Below are 14,914 nucleotides of genomic sequence, written 5' to 3' on the forward strand. Positions count from 1 at the left end.
TAAAGGGCTATTTCGTGCCGAACATGCGGTCGCCCGCATCGCCCAGGCCCGGAACGATGTAACCCAGTTCGTTGAGGTGCGAATCCAGCGCGGCGGTGACGATGGGCACATCGGGATGCGCTTCTTTCATGCGGGCCACACCTTCGGGCGCGGCGAGCAGGCAGAGGAAGATGATGTTCTTCGCGCCAGCATCCTTGATGAGGTCAATCGCGGCGGCAGAGCTGTTGCCGGTGGCCAGCATCGGATCGACGACAATCGTAATGCGGTCTTCGAGTTGCGCGGGGACCTTGAAGTAATACTGCACCGGCTTGAGTGTTTCCTCATCGCGGTAGAGGCCGACGAAGCCCACACGGGCCGCCGGGATCAGTTCGAGGATGCCGTCGAGCAGCCCGTTGCCTGCGCGCAGGATCGAGACCAGCGCGAGTTTCTTTCCGTCGATGACGGGGGCCTCCATTTCGCAGAGCGGGGTTTCGATCCACTTGGTCGTCAGCGGCAGGTTCCGCGTGACCTCATAGGCCAGCAAGTGACTGATTTCGCGCAGCAATTGGCGGAACGACTTGGTCGAGGTGTCTTTCTCGCGCATCAGGCTCAGCTTGTGCTGAACAAGCGGGTGGTCAACGATTGTCAGGTGATCGGTCATGTGCGCTCCAGTCGTTTCAGGACACGTTCGCGGGTGTCCTCATCGCAGAAGGCCGCGCGGGCGGCGGTGTCGTTCAGTTCGGCAAATACATCTTCGTTCCAGCGGAAGGTCCGGGCAAGATTGACATATTCGTCGCGCATCGTGGTGTGGAAGAAGGGCGGGTCGTCGGTGGAGACCGTAACCTTCGCGCCGCGTTTGCGCAGTTTTTCAATAGGGTGTTCGGCAAGGCTCGGGTAGACGTTGAGGTTTACGTTGGAACCCGGGCAAACTTCGAGGGTAATCTCGTTCTCCACAAGTTTGTCCACAAGCGCGAGATCGTTGATCGCGTGGACGCCATGGCCGATGCGTTCGACGCGCAGATCGTCTACCGCATCGCGCACCGATTGCGCACCACCCCATTCACCCGCATGGGCCGTCAGGCGCAACCCGGCTTCACGTGTCATGTCAAAGCTGTAGGCAAAGTCCTTGGGTTTGCCTTTCATTTCGTCACCCGCGATGCCGAAGCCGACGATCCAATCGCCTGCGGTTTCAGCGGCACACAGCGCCGACGCCTTGGCCTTTTCCGGGCCGAAATGGCGGATGCAGGTGACGATGCCGCGCAGAATGATGCCGTGATCGCGTTCAGCCTCGTCTGCCGCGTCTTTGATGGCGTGCAGATATTCGCGCCAGGCGCCCACATCGCTGCCGCCGCAGAAATCGGGGGACAGGAAAGTTTCGGAATAGATGACGTCGTTTGCGGCGCTTTCCTCAAGCACAGCTTTAGTCAGGCGGGCATAATCCTCGGGGGTCTTGAGCACGCTGGTGGCGGCCTCATAGACGCTGAGGAAATGCACGAAATCGCGGAAGGCGTAGCTGCCATCGGCTTTGAACACGCCATCGAGATTGACGGATTTTTCCCTGGCGAGCCCCTTGATGAAGGCGGGCGGAGCCGCGCCTTCGTGGTGCAGGTGCAGTTCGACCTTCGGCAGGCGCATGATGCGATCAAGCTGCTCTTCGTCCATCGGACGGCTCAGACGCTCGCGTTCTTCTTCATCCATCACAGGAAACTCCGCCCCGATCCTTTTGACGCCACACCCAGATGTTCGGCGATGCTTGCGGCCACATCGACAAACCCGATATGGCCGATCTCTCCGCTGCCTGCCCCGGCGATCAGCACAGGTACACGTTCGCGCGTGTGGTCCGTTCCGGTCCACGTGGGGTCGTTGCCATGATCCGCAGTGATGAGCAACAGGTCATCGGGTTTGAGCCTTGGAAGAAGTTTGGCGATTTCGGCATCGAACCATTCCAACGCGCGCGCATAACCGGACACATCGCGGCGGTGGCCGTATTTGCTGTCGAACTCCACGAAATTGGCAAAGATCAGAGCGCCTTCGGGGGCGGTGTCAATCTGGTGCGCGAGGTGGGTCATCAGTTGGGTATCCGACCCCTTGTGCACCGCGTCAATGCCGGACATGGAAAAGATGTCGCCGATTTTTCCAATGGCGATAACCGCTTGGCCGGCGTCATGTACCCAATTCGTCAGCACCGGTTCCGGAGGCGCGATTGCGTAGTCGTGGCGGTTGGTGGTACGCTCAAAACGGCCCTCTTCTCCGACAAAGGGGCGCGCAATCACTCGGCCGATCCGTCGCGCGTGGCACATGGGCGCGAGGTCTTCGCAGATCTGAAGCAACCGATCGAGGCCGAACGCCTCTTCGTGTGCGGCGATCTGCAGGACACTGTCGGCGGAGGTGTAGCAGATCGGCTTGCCGGTTCGCAGGTGCTCCGCACCGAAATCCTCAATCACCTTCACGCCATTGCTGTGACAGTTGCCAAGGATACCGTCCGTGCCTGCGAGGTCGCAGATGCGCTGGGTGATGTCGTCGGGGAAGGACGGCACCGTGTCGGGAAGATAGGTCCAGTCCCACGGCACCGGGAGGCCGGCAAGTTCCCAGTGGCCGGAGGGGGTATCCTTGCCTTTGGAGATTTCCGTGGCAGCGCCCCAGCGTCCGGTCGCTGTTGCATCAAGCCCAGGTGCGCGCTGACCTGAGGCCAACTCAACGGCTTGTCCAAGGCCAAGCGCGTCGAGCGTGGGCAGGTTTAAAGGACCACTGCGCCCCTCTTCGGCGCGTCCCGCTGCGCAGGCTTGGGCGATGTGGAGGACGGTGTTGGCACCCGTGTCGGGCACCGTTCCGTTGAAGAACTGGTCCGCGTCCGGCGCGCCTCCGATACCGACGGAATCCATCACGACAATGAACGCGCGGCTCATGTGATGTGCTCCAGAATAAGCGCGGGCGTACTGGCCGGGCCGTCACCAATCGTGATCGCAGCCAGAACGGCTTTGACGGCCGCATCCGCCTGCGCCTCACGGGCGGCGTGGACGCGGGCCAGCGGCTGGCCCTTGGTCAGCGTGTCGCCGATAGAGACAACGTCGCTCAGCCCAACGGCGGGATTGACCACGTCGGTTTCGACCTGACGCCCGCCCCCAAGCTCCACCACTGTAAGGCCGAGCGCCTCGCCGTCGATGGCTGTGACTATCCCCGCTGTCGGTGCTGCGACTTCGCGGATCACGGGCGCTTCGGGCAGGAAGCGGGCCCAGTCTTCGACGAAATGCACAGGACCGCCCATGGCGTAAACCATGGCGCCGAATTTTTCGGCAGCGGCGCCGTTGGCGATGGCCTCGGTTATCTTCGCATGACCATCGCTGATCCCGGCCTGTTCCAGCAACGCGCCGCCCAGCGCTATGGTCAGGTCGAGCAACCGACCGGAGCTTGCGCCCGTTAGGACGCGCATGACGTCGATGACCTCAAGCGCGTTGCCAAGGCTGGGGGCCAAGGGTTGTGACATGTCGGTGATGAGCGCAGAGGTCGGGCAGCCGGTCGCCTTGGCCGTATCCACCAAGGCACGGGCCAAAGCGCGGGCATCGTCCTGCGATTTCATAAACGCGCCCGAGCCGCATTTCACGTCAAGCACCAGCCCCTCGAGCCCCGCCGCGAGTTTCTTGGAGAGGATCGACGCCGTAATCAGATCAAGGCTTTCCACCGTCGCAGTGACGTCGCGGATCGCGTAGAGCCGTTTGTCGGCAGGGGCGATATCGGCGCTGGCACTGACGATGGCGCAGCCGACTTTGGCGACGACCTGGCGGAACTGGTCTTCGGTCAGGGTGGTCCGGAAGCCGGGGATCGATTCCAGCTTGTCGAGCGTGCCGCCCGTGTGGCCCAGTCCTCTGCCCGAGATCATCGGAACATAGACACCGCAGGCCGCAAGCGCGGGCGCGAGGATCAGACTGACACAATCGCCCACACCGCCCGTCGAATGCTTGTCGAGCACGGGCGCGTCGAGATCCCAGTGAAGCACCTTTCCACTGTCACGCATGGCGGCGGTCAGGGCGGCACGACCTGAGTCGTCCAGACCGTTCAGGCAGACGCCCATGGCAAAGGCCCCGGCCTGCGCATCGCTCACCGAGCCATCGGCAAGACCCTGAGCAAACCAGGACAGTGCCTCGGCGTCCGGTGTGCCGCCCTTGCGCAGCGTTGCAATGATCGCGCGTGCGTCCATCAGGTGCGGTCCATATGGCCAGCATCGAACGCGCCGGGCAGCAGATCGCCAACGGTGGTTCTGAACTCTGCCCCGTCGGTGGTGGCGAGCGTCACCGGAACGTCACGCCCCGCGAATTCGGACAGTTTCTGGCGACACCCTCCGCAGGGTGGCACGGGATTTGGACTGTCGGCGATGACATAGGCTTCGGCAATGTCCTGCAGGCCAGCGGCGACCATGGCGGCAATTGCCCCAGCCTCGGCGCAGGTGCCTTCCGGGTAGGCCACGTTCTCAACATTGCAGCCGACAAACACCTGCCCATCCACCGTGCGCAGCGCCGCGCCAACCTTGAAATTGGAATAGGGTGCGTAGGCGTTTTCCCGCACCCGTGCTGCCGCTTCTCTGAGGTCCATCGTCCCCTGCCCCCGAATTGTGAGCGTCATCATTGCGAGCCTGCGGCCCCGATTGCAAGGGTTGGTCGGAACCGTGATTGCCGACATCGCGTTTTCCTTCGAGTAAAGGAGGTTCCCATGCCAATGCAAAACCCTGTCGTGCTTGACCCCACCCTGAAACTGGGTCCGGACCCCGAAGAAGAGATGAGGGAACAGCAGGCCATCACGCTGCGCGAACTTTCCAGCGAGGCGGGCGAGCCGTTTGATGGCAGCCTGACCCGACGCCAGGCCGAACGACGGATTGCGTATCTTCAGGAATACCTGAAATGAGCTTCTTGCCGCAGGGGTAACTGAGCGCCTTTCCCTCAGCCCGCAAAAAGTTTAACCCTAAACAAAATTTGAGCGGGACGGGATTCATGTCGGACAACACCAACGAAACGCTACGCCAGGCGGCCCTGTTTTATCACGAACATCCAAAGCCCGGTAAGCTAGAAATCCGTGCGACAAAGCCGCTGGCGAACGGGCGCGACCTTGCCCGCGCCTACAGCCCCGGCGTTGCCGAAGCGTGTCTTGAGATCAAGGCCGACGCGACAAACGCCGCGCGCTACACAGCCAAGGGCAACCTTGTGGCGGTGGTCTCGAACGGGACGGCTGTTCTGGGCCTGGGCAATATCGGCGCGCTGGCGTCAAAGCCGGTGATGGAGGGCAAGGCTGTCCTCTTCAAGAAGTTCGCCAATATCGACTGCTTCGACATTGAGGTGAACGAGAGCGATCCGGAAAAGCTCGCCGATATCGTCTGCGCGCTTGAGCCGACATTCGGTGCGGTGAACCTTGAGGATATCAAGGCGCCGGACTGCTTCATCGTCGAAAAGCTGTGCCGCGAGCGGATGAACATTCCGGTGTTCCACGATGACCAGCACGGGACCGCAATCGTCGTGGGCGCTGCGGCAACCAACGCGCTGCACGTGGCGGGCAAGTCCTTCGAGGACATCAAGATCGTATCGACCGGAGGTGGTGCCGCCGGGATTGCCTGTCTGAACATGCTGCTCAAGCTGGGTGTGAAACGCGAGAACGTCTGGCTCTGCGATATTCACGGGCTGGTTTATGAAGGCCGGACCGAGGACATGAACCCCCAGAAGGCGGCGTTTGCCCAGAAAAGCGATCTGCGGACGCTGGACGACGTGGTTGACGGGGCAGACCTTTTCCTTGGCCTCAGCGGGCCGAAGGTGCTTAAGCCCGAGATGGTGGCGCGGATGGCGGACAGGCCGATCATTTTCGCGCTTGCCAACCCGACGCCCGAGATTCTGCCCGAAGAGGTGCGCGCGGTGGCTCCGAATGCCATCATGGCGACCGGACGCAGCGATTTTCCCAATCAGGTCAACAACGTACTGTGCTTCCCGTTCATCTTCCGGGGTGCGCTGGATGTCGGCGCGACCGAGATCAACGATGAGATGCAGATCGCCTGTGTCGAGGGGATTGCCAAACTCGCCCGCGCGACAACCAGCGCTGAAGCTGCTGCTGCCTATCGCGGCGAGCAGCTGACCTTCGGACCGGACTACCTGATCCCGAAACCGTTCGACCCGCGTCTGTCGGGTGTCGTGTCGACGGCCGTGGCCAAGGCCGCGATGGAATCAGGTGTGGCGCTGCGCCCGCTGGACGATCTGGCAGCCTACAAGGCGCGGCTGGATGCGAGCGTTTACAAGTCCGCCCTGCTCATGCGCCCGGTCTTTGACGCCGCCGCAACGGCTGCGCGGCGGATCGTGTTTGCCGAGGGCGAAGACGAGCGCGTGTTGCGTGCAGCGCAGGCGATTCTGGAAGAAACCACGGAAACGCCGATCCTGATTGGCCGACCCGACGTGATCGCGTCACGCTGTGAACGGTTGGGTCTGGAGATCCGGCCCGAGCGCGACTTCACGCTGGTGAACCCGGAAAACGACCCGCGTTACCGGGATTACTGGGAGACCTACCACAAGATCATGGCGCGCCGTGGCGTGACGCCGGATCTGGCCCGCGCCATCATGCGCACCAACACCACCGCCATCGGCGCTGTGATGGTGCATCGCGGCGAGGCCGACAGCCTGATCTGCGGCACGTTCGGAGAATTCCGCTGGCACCTGAACTATGTGACGCAGGTTCTGGGAACCGAGCAACACACGCCTCACGGCGCTCTGAGCATGATGATCCTCGAAGATGGGCCATTGTTCATCGCTGACACCCATGTGCGGTCGTTGCCGACGCCCGAGGAACTGGCTCAAACGGCGATTGGCGCGGCACGGCACGTGCGGCGCTTTGGCCTGACGCCGAACATCGCGTTCTGTTCACAGTCGCAGTTCGGCAACCAGTCGGAAGGTTCGGGCAAGCGGCTGCGCGAGGCGATTGCGCTGCTCGATGCCGCGCCGCGTGACTTCTGCTACGAGGGCGAGATGAATGTGGACGCCGCGCTTGATCCGGAGCTGCGCGAGCGGCTTCTGCCGGGCAACCGCATGAAAGGTGTCGCAAACGTGCTGATCTTCGGCCATGCCGATGCGGCCTCGGCTGTGCGCAACATCCTCAAGATGCGCGCCGGTGGGCTTGAAGTGGGTCCGATCCTGATGGGCATGGGCAACCGGGCACATGTGGTGACACAGGGCATCACCGCGCGGGGGCTGCTGAACATGGCCGCCATCGCAGGAACACCGGTGGCGCAGTACGGGTAAGCGATGGGTCGACCCATCGCGGTTTTGGGTTGACCCAAAACCCTAGCTCAACCCGTTGAGAAACGCCTCGGCATCCTCGAGGATCGTGCGCTTGCGGTCCTCGTCCATCCGTTTCCAGTTGGCGTAGATCGTGCTCATCCTCTGGTTCTTACTGAACTTTTCGGAGTGGCGGTCAAGAAACGCCCAATACAGCAGGTTGAACGGACAGGCGTCCTTTCCTGTCTTTTCGTTCACCTTGTAGCGGCAGGATTTGCAATAATCCGACATCCGGTTGATGTAAGCGCCTGACGACACATAGGGTTTGGACGCGATGATCCCGTCATCAGCGAACTGACTCATGCCGATCACGTTGGGCGCTTCGACCCATTCGAAAGCGTCGACATAGACGCGCAGATACCACTCATGCACCTCGTGCGGGTTGATGCCAGCCAGAAGCGCGAAATTGCCCGTGACCATCAGGCGCTGGATGTGGTGGGCATAGGCCTCCTCGGCGGTCTGGGTGATCGCTCTTGAGAGGCAGTTCATGTCCGTGTCGCCGGTCCAGTAGAAGTCCGGCAGCTTGCGCTGGTGGTTGAGCGCGTTGCGGCGGGGATAGTCCGGGCCTTCGCGGAAATAGATGCCGCGCACGTATTCGCGCCAACCGATGATCTGGCGGATGAACCCTTCAACCGCGTTGAGCGGCGCGTGGCCGTCCTTGTACGCCTCTTCCGCTGCCTTGCAGACCTCCATCGGGTCAAGCAGCCCGACATTCAGGTAGGGCGAGATCAGCGCGTGATAGAGGAAGCGGTTGTCGTTCATCATCGCGTCCTGAAAATCGCCAAAGCGCGGCAGGGCGTAGGTGATGAAATGCGCCAACGCGCGGCGGGCCTGTTCCTGATCGGTGGCGAACCAGAAGGAGCGCAGCGACCCGAAGGAATTGCCGAACCGCGCCTCGACCAGATCGAGCACCTCTTCCACGGTCTCGTCGGGGGTGAACTGCATCGGGCCTGAAAAGGCGATGTCGTCCGGGGCGGGTTTGCGGTTCTCGGAATCATAATTCCACTTGCCGCCCTCCGGGTCATCGCCATCCATCAAGAGGCCCGTCTTGCGGCGCATGTCGCGGTAGAAATACTCCATCCGCAGGGCTTTGCGCCCCTCGGCCCATGTGTCGAATTCCTCCTGCGTGCTGACGAAGCGCGTGTCCGGCTTCATCGTCAGCTTGAGCGGCATGTCCTCGAGCGATTCGATCAGCCGCCATTCACCCGGCTGGGTGGCGATCACCTCGGACGCGCCGGTGTCCTCGGCCCGGCGCAGGAGTTCGCCGGGGATGGAGCCTGCGTTTTCGGTGTCGTCGAGCTGGGTGTACCGCACGTCCCAGCCATCGTCGCGCAGGCGGGCGGCGAATTTGCGCATGGCGGCAAAGATGAAAGCGATCTTCTTGGGGTGGTGTTGGACATAGGTTGCCTCTTCGGCAACTTCGGCCATGACGACCACATCCGTCGATTTGTCAGCCGCTTTCAACGCCGACAGCGTGTCGGTCAGCTGATCCCCCAGAACAAGCACCAGCCGGCTCACCACGGCACCTCTTTTCCCTGCCAGTCGAAGAACTTGCCGGTATCGTTCGGGGTCAAACCGTCGAGAACCGCAAGCAGGTTTTCCGCTGCCTCTGATGCCGGAACGGACGGGTTGTGGCCGACATATTTCTCGGTGAACCGGGTCTCGACCGTGCCGGGGTGCAAGACGACGCAGATCAGGTCCTTGTGGGTGCGCGCCAGCTCGATGGCGCTGCCGTGGATCATCTGGTTCAGCGCCGCCTTGGACGTCCGATAGCTGTACCACCCACCCAAGCGATTGTCCCCGATGGACCCCACACGCGCAGACAGTGCGACAAAGATCGCCCGCCCCTTCCGGGGCAAGAGACGCATGGCGTGCTTAAGCACCAATGACGGGCCGACCGTGTTCAGCTTGAACTGGTCGATCATCGCCTCTGCCGTCACATGCTTCAGCGTTTTCTCGGGCTCCGCGCCATTGATCTCCAACGCCCCGGTGGCGACGAAGACAAGATCGAAAGGACCGTCGAGCGCGCCCAGCGCGGCTTTGACGCTGGCCTCGTCGGCCACGTCCAAGCCGTCATGCCTGCGGGACAGTCCGGTGACGGCAACGCCGCGCGCGGTCAGGGCGTCTGCGAGCGCCGAACCGATGCCGCCGCTTGATCCGATGATGAGTGCTGTTTCCATGACCCGCCAGCTAGGGTGACGGGTCCGCCGGTCAACGGGCGTTCAGACCAGCCCGCGCCAGCGCAGGACGACGATGAGTATCGTGATCACCGCAAGGATGTTGAACGCGATGCTTCCGAGGATCGAAAGCGCCAGCCCCTTGCGCCGGTCCGCCACGTCGATGCCCCGCAGATGCACCGTAGCGCGGTCGAACGCCCCCTTGGTTGCTCCGGGGTTCAGGCGCATCGCAAGCTTGGGGTTGAGCGCGATCTTTTCCGCCTCGGCAACGGCGGCGATGTCATTGCGCACACCCGAGGGCAGGCGACGCCCGGCCTTGGCGACGCGGCGCGCAAGCGATCCCCGCTTGAGGCCCAGCTTCCGGGCCATAAGCGTCCGCAGGGTTTCTGCCTGATCCTGGATCGACTCCGTTTTCTCCATGGCGTGTTTCTAGGGACCCTGCCGCCCTTGCTCAAGGCCACTTGGCCGAAGTAAGGAGCGAATATGCTGAACACCTTGTTTACCGACTCTGCCGGATCCGCCACACCGCTTCTGATCATTCACGGGCTTTACGGGTCCGGTCGAAACTGGGGCGTGATCGCCAAACGTCTGTCAGACCGGGGGCCTGTAACGGCTGTCGACCTGCGCAACCACGGCGACAGCTTCTGGTCGGACAGCCACAGCTATCCTGATATGGCCGGTGATCTGGCCGATGTCATCTCGGCGCAGGGCGGGCCGATGGATGTTGTTGGACATTCGATGGGCGGCAAGGCTGCCATGACACTTGCGCTGACGCGGCCCGATCTGGTGAACCGCCTGATCGTCGCGGATATCGCGCCGGTGACCTATACCCATTCGCAAATCCAGTTCATCGACGCGATGCGCGCGGTTGATCTGGCGCGGGTGGAAAAACGGTCCGATGCATCAGAACAGCTTGCCCAGAGCGTTACCGACCCGACGCTTCAGGCCTTCTTCACGCAATCCCTTGATCTCAAAGAAAAACGCTGGAAGCTGAATCTCGACACCCTGGCCGCCGAGATGCCGAAGATCCTGAGCTTCCCCGATCTGGAGGGAACGTTCGAAAAGCCGACGCTGTTTCTGTCGGGGGCGGAGTCAGAGTATGTGATCCCGGACCACCGCCCGCACATTCGTGCGCTGTTTCCCAAGGCGCGATTTGCCAAAATACCGGGCGCAGGGCATTGGTTGCACGCGGAAAAACCGCGTGAATTCGAGGCCTCTGTCCGGGCTTTCCTGGATCTCGCTCAGTAGCCGCGGCAGGATTGTTCGGACCGGGCGGCAAACCGCTCGTACCGTTCCCAGAAGGCATCGTCGGAGGCGGTTTTCGACATCTTCACATCCATCGCACGCTGTGGATCGCGGAAGAACCGCGCCGCCTTGCGCTGATCCGAGCCGGACAACGATCCGTTTGCCACGGTCTGGATACAGCCACAGAGCCGCGAATTGCGGGCCTTGCGGTCCGAGGACAGGCAAGCCCGGCTGATCGGTCCCGTGGAAAACCGGGTCACCACGCCACTGTCGCCCCGGTCATAGCGGCTTCCGCCACCACAGCCTGCGACCAGTGCAAGGACGAGTATCGATGCCAATACCTTCATGCTGCCTGCTCTTTGTCCGATCACGCCGTACCCGGGTCTTGCGCCCGCTCTCCCGCGTCTCTGCCTGCGGTAACAATGCCTGAAACGGCAACTGTTTTCAAATCACCATTTGTCAAGCAGGCGGGCCGCATCACGCCATCTTGACCAGACCCCCAAACCGCATCATATCCGCCCCATGACAGAGCTTTCGCACATCCGCAATTTCTCCATCGTTGCCCATATCGACCACGGGAAATCCACCCTGGCCGACCGGCTGATCCAATCCACCAATACGGTGACGGAACGGGAGATGAAGGAACAGCTTCTCGACTCGATGGATATCGAGCGGGAACGCGGCATCACGATCAAGGCGAACACGGTCCGGATCGAATACAAGGCCGAGGATGGCGAGGTCTATATCCTCAACCTGATCGACACGCCCGGACACGTGGACTTTGCCTACGAAGTGTCGCGCTCGATGCGTGCGGTCGAGGGGTCGCTGCTGGTGGTCGATGCCACGCAAGGCGTGGAAGCGCAGACGCTGGCCAACGTCTATACCGCGATCGACGCGGATCACGAGATCGTGCCGGTTCTGAACAAGATCGACCTGCCCGCCTCCGAGCCCGAGCGGGTCAAGGAACAGATCGAGGACGTGATCGGCATCGACGCCTCCGAGGCTTTGGAGATTTCGGCCAAGACGGGTGTCGGCATTCCTGCCGTGCTGGAAGCCATCGTCAAGCGCCTGCCGCCGCCGCATGAAGGCGATGCGACGAAGCCGCTGAAGGCGATGCTGGTGGACAGCAAATACGACCCCTATCTGGGCGTCGTGGTCATTGTGCGCGTGATCGACGGGGTTCTGAAGAAGGGCCAGCGCATCAAGATGATGAAGACCGGCGGCACCTATGACATTGACCGGATCGGCGTCTACCGTCCGGCGATGCAGGCCGTCGATGAGCTTGGACCGGGTGAGATCGGCTACATCACGGCGCAGATCAAACAGGTCAGCGACACCCGCGTGGGTGACACGATCACCACCGAAAAGAAGGGCTGCGAAACGCCCCTGCCCGGCTTCAAGCCGTCGATCCCGGTGGTGTTCTGTGGCCTCTTCCCGGTGGATGCCAACGATTTCGAAGACATGCGCGACGCGATGGAGAAGCTGGCACTGAACGACGCCTCTTTCACCTTCGAGATGGAAACCTCGGCCGCGCTTGGCTTTGGCTTCCGCTGCGGGTTCCTTGGCCTGCTGCACCTGGAGGTGATCCGGGACCGTCTGGAGCGAGAGTACGATATCGACCTGATCACCACCGCGCCGTCGGTGATCTATCACGTCTACACCAAGGACGGCGAGATGCGGGAGTTGCACAATCCCGCCGACATGCCCGACCCGTCCACCATCGATCACATCGAAGAACCGCGCATCAAGGCGTCGATCCTTGTACCCGACGATTATCTGGGCGACGTGCTCAAGCTCTGCCAGGACCGGCGGGGGCTTCAGCTTGACCTGACCTATGTCGGCAGCCGCGCGATGGTGGTCTATGACCTGCCGCTGAACGAGGTGGTGTTCGATTTCTACGACCGCCTGAAATCGGTCACCAAGGGGTACGCCAGCTTTGACTACCAGATGATCGGCTACCGCGAGGACAGCCTCGTGAAGATGCAGATCCTCGTGAATGACGAACCGGTGGATGCGCTGTCCACGATGGTTCACCGCGACCGCGCCGAGATGCGCGGCCGCGCCATGTGCGAAAAGCTCAAGGACCTGATCCCGCGCCACATGTTCAAGATCCCGATCCAGGCCGCCATCGGCGGCAAGGTGATCGCCCGTGAAACCCTGTCAGCCCTGCGCAAGGACGTGACCGCCAAGTGCTACGGCGGCGACGCGACCCGGAAGAAGAAGCTTCTGGAGAAGCAGAAGGCGGGTAAGAAGAAGATGCGCCAGTTCGGCAAGGTCGAGATCCCGCAGGAAGCGTTTATTTCGGCTTTGAAGATGGATTCCTGAGGTTTCCGAATGGTGCGTGTAAACACGCACCCTACGCCCCGCCCGAGGAACAGCGCGGGGCGGCCTCGGGCAGCGGAGGACCGTCCTCCGGCCAGCCGCTTCGGCAACGCCTGCACGCGGATTTATCGTGTCCTGCACGCCATGCCCGCACCCTTTGCGCAAAGTGCGTCCACATCTCGGAAAATCCGGCTAACCCACAGCTGATCCACCGGGTTATCAACCGTTTCCTCCCCAAGAAATGTGACCGTTCGGCAAAATTTCCGTTGCGCGACTCGGGAAGGCTGAGCCAGCCTTGGGTTAACGCAAGGGGTCGCAAGACCCGGCGCGGGACGCGAAGGTCTTCCGGGGCTTGAGCGGGGAACGGATAGGTTACACTGAACGGACCCCGTGTTGAGAGTGTCGGGACGCAGGCCGAAACGGGCAGTCTCTAAGAGGCGATCCGGGAAGGCGGCGCAAAAGCCATCGTGTGACCGGGGACGGTGTACGCCGGAACCGGAGGGGGGATGGGCCGCAAGGTTATCCCGCGATGCTCGAAGCTCCTTGGAGCGGAGGCACATGAACAGAGGGGTTTTCGGACCCGGACGTTCCGGAAGGCGTCAGGATTTTGGCTTTGGCCGCTTTATGCGGCTCGGACCCAGAACCCTGGCGCCTTCTGCTTTTGACCCGCAGCAAAGCACATCTGAATCCGAACCCATTCAGGCCGCCGCCGGTTTCAGCGTGATCATCCGGACGAGGCAATAATCCGGCTGGTTCTTGTAATTCGGGTGACCGGCTGTTCCGAACAGAATACCATCCCGCTCCTTCCGGTAGAGCGGCGCGCTGTTCAGTGAGCGTTCCAACTGAACCTCGCGATAGCGCTTGCTGAGCGATGAAAACGGGTGGAACCACATCTTCGCTCCGTATGCCGGATCAAGCGCGAGATATTGCTTCATCGCATCGCCCGAGCTGGCCCCGGGAATGATCAGAACCCAATGATCCCCCCAGCTTTCGCGGAACTCGTCATAGACAATGTCTCCGTTCTCATCCCGGACATATACCGTTTTGCCCTTTGCGTTCTTTTCAGTCTGCGCCACGAAATGGTCTTTGTAATCCACATGCCCCATGACCGGGTAGCCCTGCGCAAGGTGGCTTTGCAGCATTCCGATGTGCGCCGACGTGAGCGGACCATGATGATAGTCGCCCTTCATGCCCAGAAGACCAACGGAATGCAGCGTATTCAACCCCGCATCTGAATAGCCGTTGTTGTCTTTCATGATCTTGTTTGCGATGTGGGGCGCCATGTCTTTCGGAGCGAGGCCGTCGGGCCAGACACCTGCCACGCGCGCGCCGATGACCGTGCAGGCCATAACCATCGAACACAGACAGCAACCTTCGCTCTTGATCGTGGGCGGGCGCTTCTTGTTCTGGCCATAGCCGAGTTGTGCTGTGAAATCGCCCTGCTTGAACACCTGGTATCCGCCGATGTTCGCGATGGCGTTTCCGACTTCGACCATCACGCCATTTGCATCGATGTTTGGCATCTTGCTGTACGCGATATTGCCGTTGAGCGCGGTCCATGTCGTGCCACCGGGATCAACCCGCCCGTCGCTGCGCGCCTCGCTCCAGCGAAGCACGTAGTGCTGGAAACACAAGATGGCGAGTTCGGTTTGCGGGCCGCAATTTCCGTCCTCGGCAAGTACGCCTGTGGTCGGCACCGGCGCGCCGCCTCTTTCAAAGAAATGCGCCCGGAACTTTCCATTGCCCGCCAGATGCTGGTTCAGCAGGGACTGGACAACGATGACTTCATTGTAGGAATTGAACCCTCCCTTTCCGACAGAGAGGTAGATCGTCATGATCGGCAACATGTGTTCACCTGTGACTTAATCGAAAATGAGCAGAAAAAAGATGCAG

At 61.6% G+C, this 14,914-nt stretch carries 14 protein-coding genes; 4 read left to right on the plus strand and 10 right to left on the minus strand.

What is annotated here, in order from left to right; all coding sequences use genetic code 11:
- Positions 1-7: 7 nt before the first annotated feature.
- From upp to MGEO_RS08090, 5 genes are all read right to left on the minus strand, one after another.
- Entirely contained in the window at positions 8-640 is a 633-nt protein-coding gene (upp, locus tag MGEO_RS08070; RefSeq protein ID WP_085636213.1) for a uracil phosphoribosyltransferase, read from the minus strand.
- Positions 637-1,614, minus strand: coding sequence for an adenosine deaminase (locus tag MGEO_RS08075; RefSeq protein WP_085636316.1), 978 nt, complete (start codon positions 1,612-1,614; stop codon positions 637-639). The genes upp and MGEO_RS08075 overlap by 4 nt, the downstream gene beginning before the upstream one ends.
- Positions 1,615-1,676: 62 nt before the next feature.
- Entirely contained in the window at positions 1,677-2,885 is a 1,209-nt protein-coding gene (locus MGEO_RS08080; RefSeq protein WP_085636214.1) for a phosphopentomutase, read from the minus strand.
- Positions 2,882-4,174 carry a thymidine phosphorylase gene (locus MGEO_RS08085; protein WP_085636215.1) on the minus strand — a complete coding sequence of 431 codons (1,293 nt, stop codon included), beginning with the start codon at positions 4,172-4,174 and terminating at the stop codon, positions 2,882-2,884. The genes MGEO_RS08080 and MGEO_RS08085 overlap by 4 nt, the downstream gene beginning before the upstream one ends.
- Positions 4,174-4,566, minus strand: a complete 393-nt coding sequence (locus MGEO_RS08090; RefSeq protein WP_085636317.1) for a cytidine deaminase — start codon at positions 4,564-4,566, stop codon at positions 4,174-4,176. The genes MGEO_RS08085 and MGEO_RS08090 overlap by 1 nt, the downstream gene beginning before the upstream one ends.
- A gap of 117 nt (positions 4,567-4,683) precedes the next feature.
- Here MGEO_RS08090 and MGEO_RS08095 point away from each other — a divergent pair, with 117 nt between their 5' ends.
- Together MGEO_RS08095 and MGEO_RS08100 are read left to right on the plus strand one after the other, a co-directional pair.
- A complete protein-coding gene (locus tag MGEO_RS08095; protein WP_085636216.1) occupies positions 4,684-4,875 on the plus strand; it encodes a hypothetical protein in 192 nt (63 codons plus the stop codon).
- Positions 4,876-4,961: 86 nt separating this feature from the next.
- Complete coding sequence (locus tag MGEO_RS08100; RefSeq protein ID WP_085636217.1) at positions 4,962-7,241, plus strand: NADP-dependent malic enzyme; 2,280 nt, start codon at positions 4,962-4,964, stop codon at positions 7,239-7,241.
- Between the two features lie 42 nt (positions 7,242-7,283).
- Here the strand turns inward: MGEO_RS08100 and MGEO_RS08105 are convergent, their stop codons facing one another.
- Genes MGEO_RS08105 through MGEO_RS08115 form a run of 3 tightly spaced genes read right to left on the minus strand, consistent with a single transcriptional unit; the run spans position 7,284 to position 9,874 of the window.
- A complete protein-coding gene (locus MGEO_RS08105) occupies positions 7,284-8,798 on the minus strand; it encodes a cryptochrome/photolyase family protein (RefSeq protein ID WP_085636218.1) in 1,515 nt (504 codons plus the stop codon).
- Complete coding sequence (locus MGEO_RS08110) at positions 8,792-9,457, minus strand: SDR family NAD(P)-dependent oxidoreductase (protein WP_085636219.1); 666 nt, start codon at positions 9,455-9,457, stop codon at positions 8,792-8,794. The genes MGEO_RS08105 and MGEO_RS08110 overlap by 7 nt, the downstream gene beginning before the upstream one ends.
- A gap of 42 nt (positions 9,458-9,499) precedes the next feature.
- The gene (locus tag MGEO_RS08115) at positions 9,500-9,874 is read right to left on the minus strand and encodes a hypothetical protein (RefSeq protein ID WP_085636220.1); all 375 of its coding nucleotides are present in this window, start codon (positions 9,872-9,874) and stop codon (positions 9,500-9,502) included.
- 63 nt (positions 9,875-9,937) lie between these two features.
- On the opposite strand from MGEO_RS08115, the gene MGEO_RS08120 reads away from it, so the two are divergent.
- A complete protein-coding gene (locus MGEO_RS08120; RefSeq protein ID WP_085636221.1) occupies positions 9,938-10,702 on the plus strand; it encodes an alpha/beta fold hydrolase in 765 nt (254 codons plus the stop codon).
- Here the strand turns inward: MGEO_RS08120 and MGEO_RS08125 are convergent.
- Positions 10,696-11,046 (minus strand): hypothetical protein, encoded by a 351-nt coding sequence (locus MGEO_RS08125; protein WP_085636222.1) that lies wholly within the window; start codon positions 11,044-11,046, stop codon positions 10,696-10,698. The two genes, MGEO_RS08120 and MGEO_RS08125, sit on opposite strands and share 7 nt — an antisense overlap.
- 175 nt (positions 11,047-11,221) lie before the next feature.
- On the opposite strand from MGEO_RS08125, the gene lepA reads away from it, so the two are divergent.
- Entirely contained in the window at positions 11,222-13,024 is a 1,803-nt protein-coding gene (gene lepA / locus MGEO_RS08130; RefSeq protein ID WP_085636223.1) for a translation elongation factor 4, read from the plus strand.
- 695 nt (positions 13,025-13,719) lie between these two features.
- Here the strand turns inward: lepA and MGEO_RS08135 are convergent.
- The gene (locus MGEO_RS08135; RefSeq protein ID WP_085636224.1) at positions 13,720-14,868 is read right to left on the minus strand and encodes a hypothetical protein; all 1,149 of its coding nucleotides are present in this window, start codon (positions 14,866-14,868) and stop codon (positions 13,720-13,722) included.
- Between the last annotated feature and the right edge of the window lie 46 nt (positions 14,869-14,914).

It is taken from the genome of Marivita geojedonensis (assembly GCF_002115805.1).
Lineage (GTDB): Bacteria > Pseudomonadota > Alphaproteobacteria > Rhodobacterales > Rhodobacteraceae > Marivita > Marivita geojedonensis.

Bases quoted from the DNA above. Each gene is read 5' to 3' on its own strand.
- MGEO_RS08080 (WP_085636214.1), bottom strand. From the start codon at position 2,885: ATGAGCCGCGCGTTCATTGTCGTGATGGATTCCGTCGGTATCGGAGGC.
- MGEO_RS08095 (WP_085636216.1), top strand. From the start codon at position 4,684: ATGCCAATGCAAAACCCTGTCGTGCTTGACCCCACCCTGAAACTGGGT.
- upp (WP_085636213.1), bottom strand. From the start codon at position 640: ATGACCGATCACCTGACAATCGTTGACCACCCGCTTGTTCAGCACAAG.
- MGEO_RS08115 (WP_085636220.1), bottom strand. From the start codon at position 9,874: ATGGAGAAAACGGAGTCGATCCAGGATCAGGCAGAAACCCTGCGGACG.
- MGEO_RS08110 (WP_085636219.1), bottom strand. From the start codon at position 9,457: ATGGAAACAGCACTCATCATCGGATCAAGCGGCGGCATCGGTTCGGCG.
- MGEO_RS08085 (WP_085636215.1), bottom strand. From the start codon at position 4,174: ATGGACGCACGCGCGATCATTGCAACGCTGCGCAAGGGCGGCACACCG.
- MGEO_RS08100 (WP_085636217.1), top strand. From the start codon at position 4,962: ATGTCGGACAACACCAACGAAACGCTACGCCAGGCGGCCCTGTTTTAT.
- MGEO_RS08090 (WP_085636317.1), bottom strand. From the start codon at position 4,566: ATGGACCTCAGAGAAGCGGCAGCACGGGTGCGGGAAAACGCCTACGCA.
- lepA (WP_085636223.1), top strand. From the start codon at position 11,222: ATGACAGAGCTTTCGCACATCCGCAATTTCTCCATCGTTGCCCATATC.
- MGEO_RS08120 (WP_085636221.1), top strand. From the start codon at position 9,938: ATGCTGAACACCTTGTTTACCGACTCTGCCGGATCCGCCACACCGCTT.
- MGEO_RS08135 (WP_085636224.1), bottom strand. From the start codon at position 14,868: ATGTTGCCGATCATGACGATCTACCTCTCTGTCGGAAAGGGAGGGTTC.
- MGEO_RS08075 (WP_085636316.1), bottom strand. From the start codon at position 1,614: ATGCGCCTGCCGAAGGTCGAACTGCACCTGCACCACGAAGGCGCGGCT.
- MGEO_RS08125 (WP_085636222.1), bottom strand. From the start codon at position 11,046: ATGAAGGTATTGGCATCGATACTCGTCCTTGCACTGGTCGCAGGCTGT.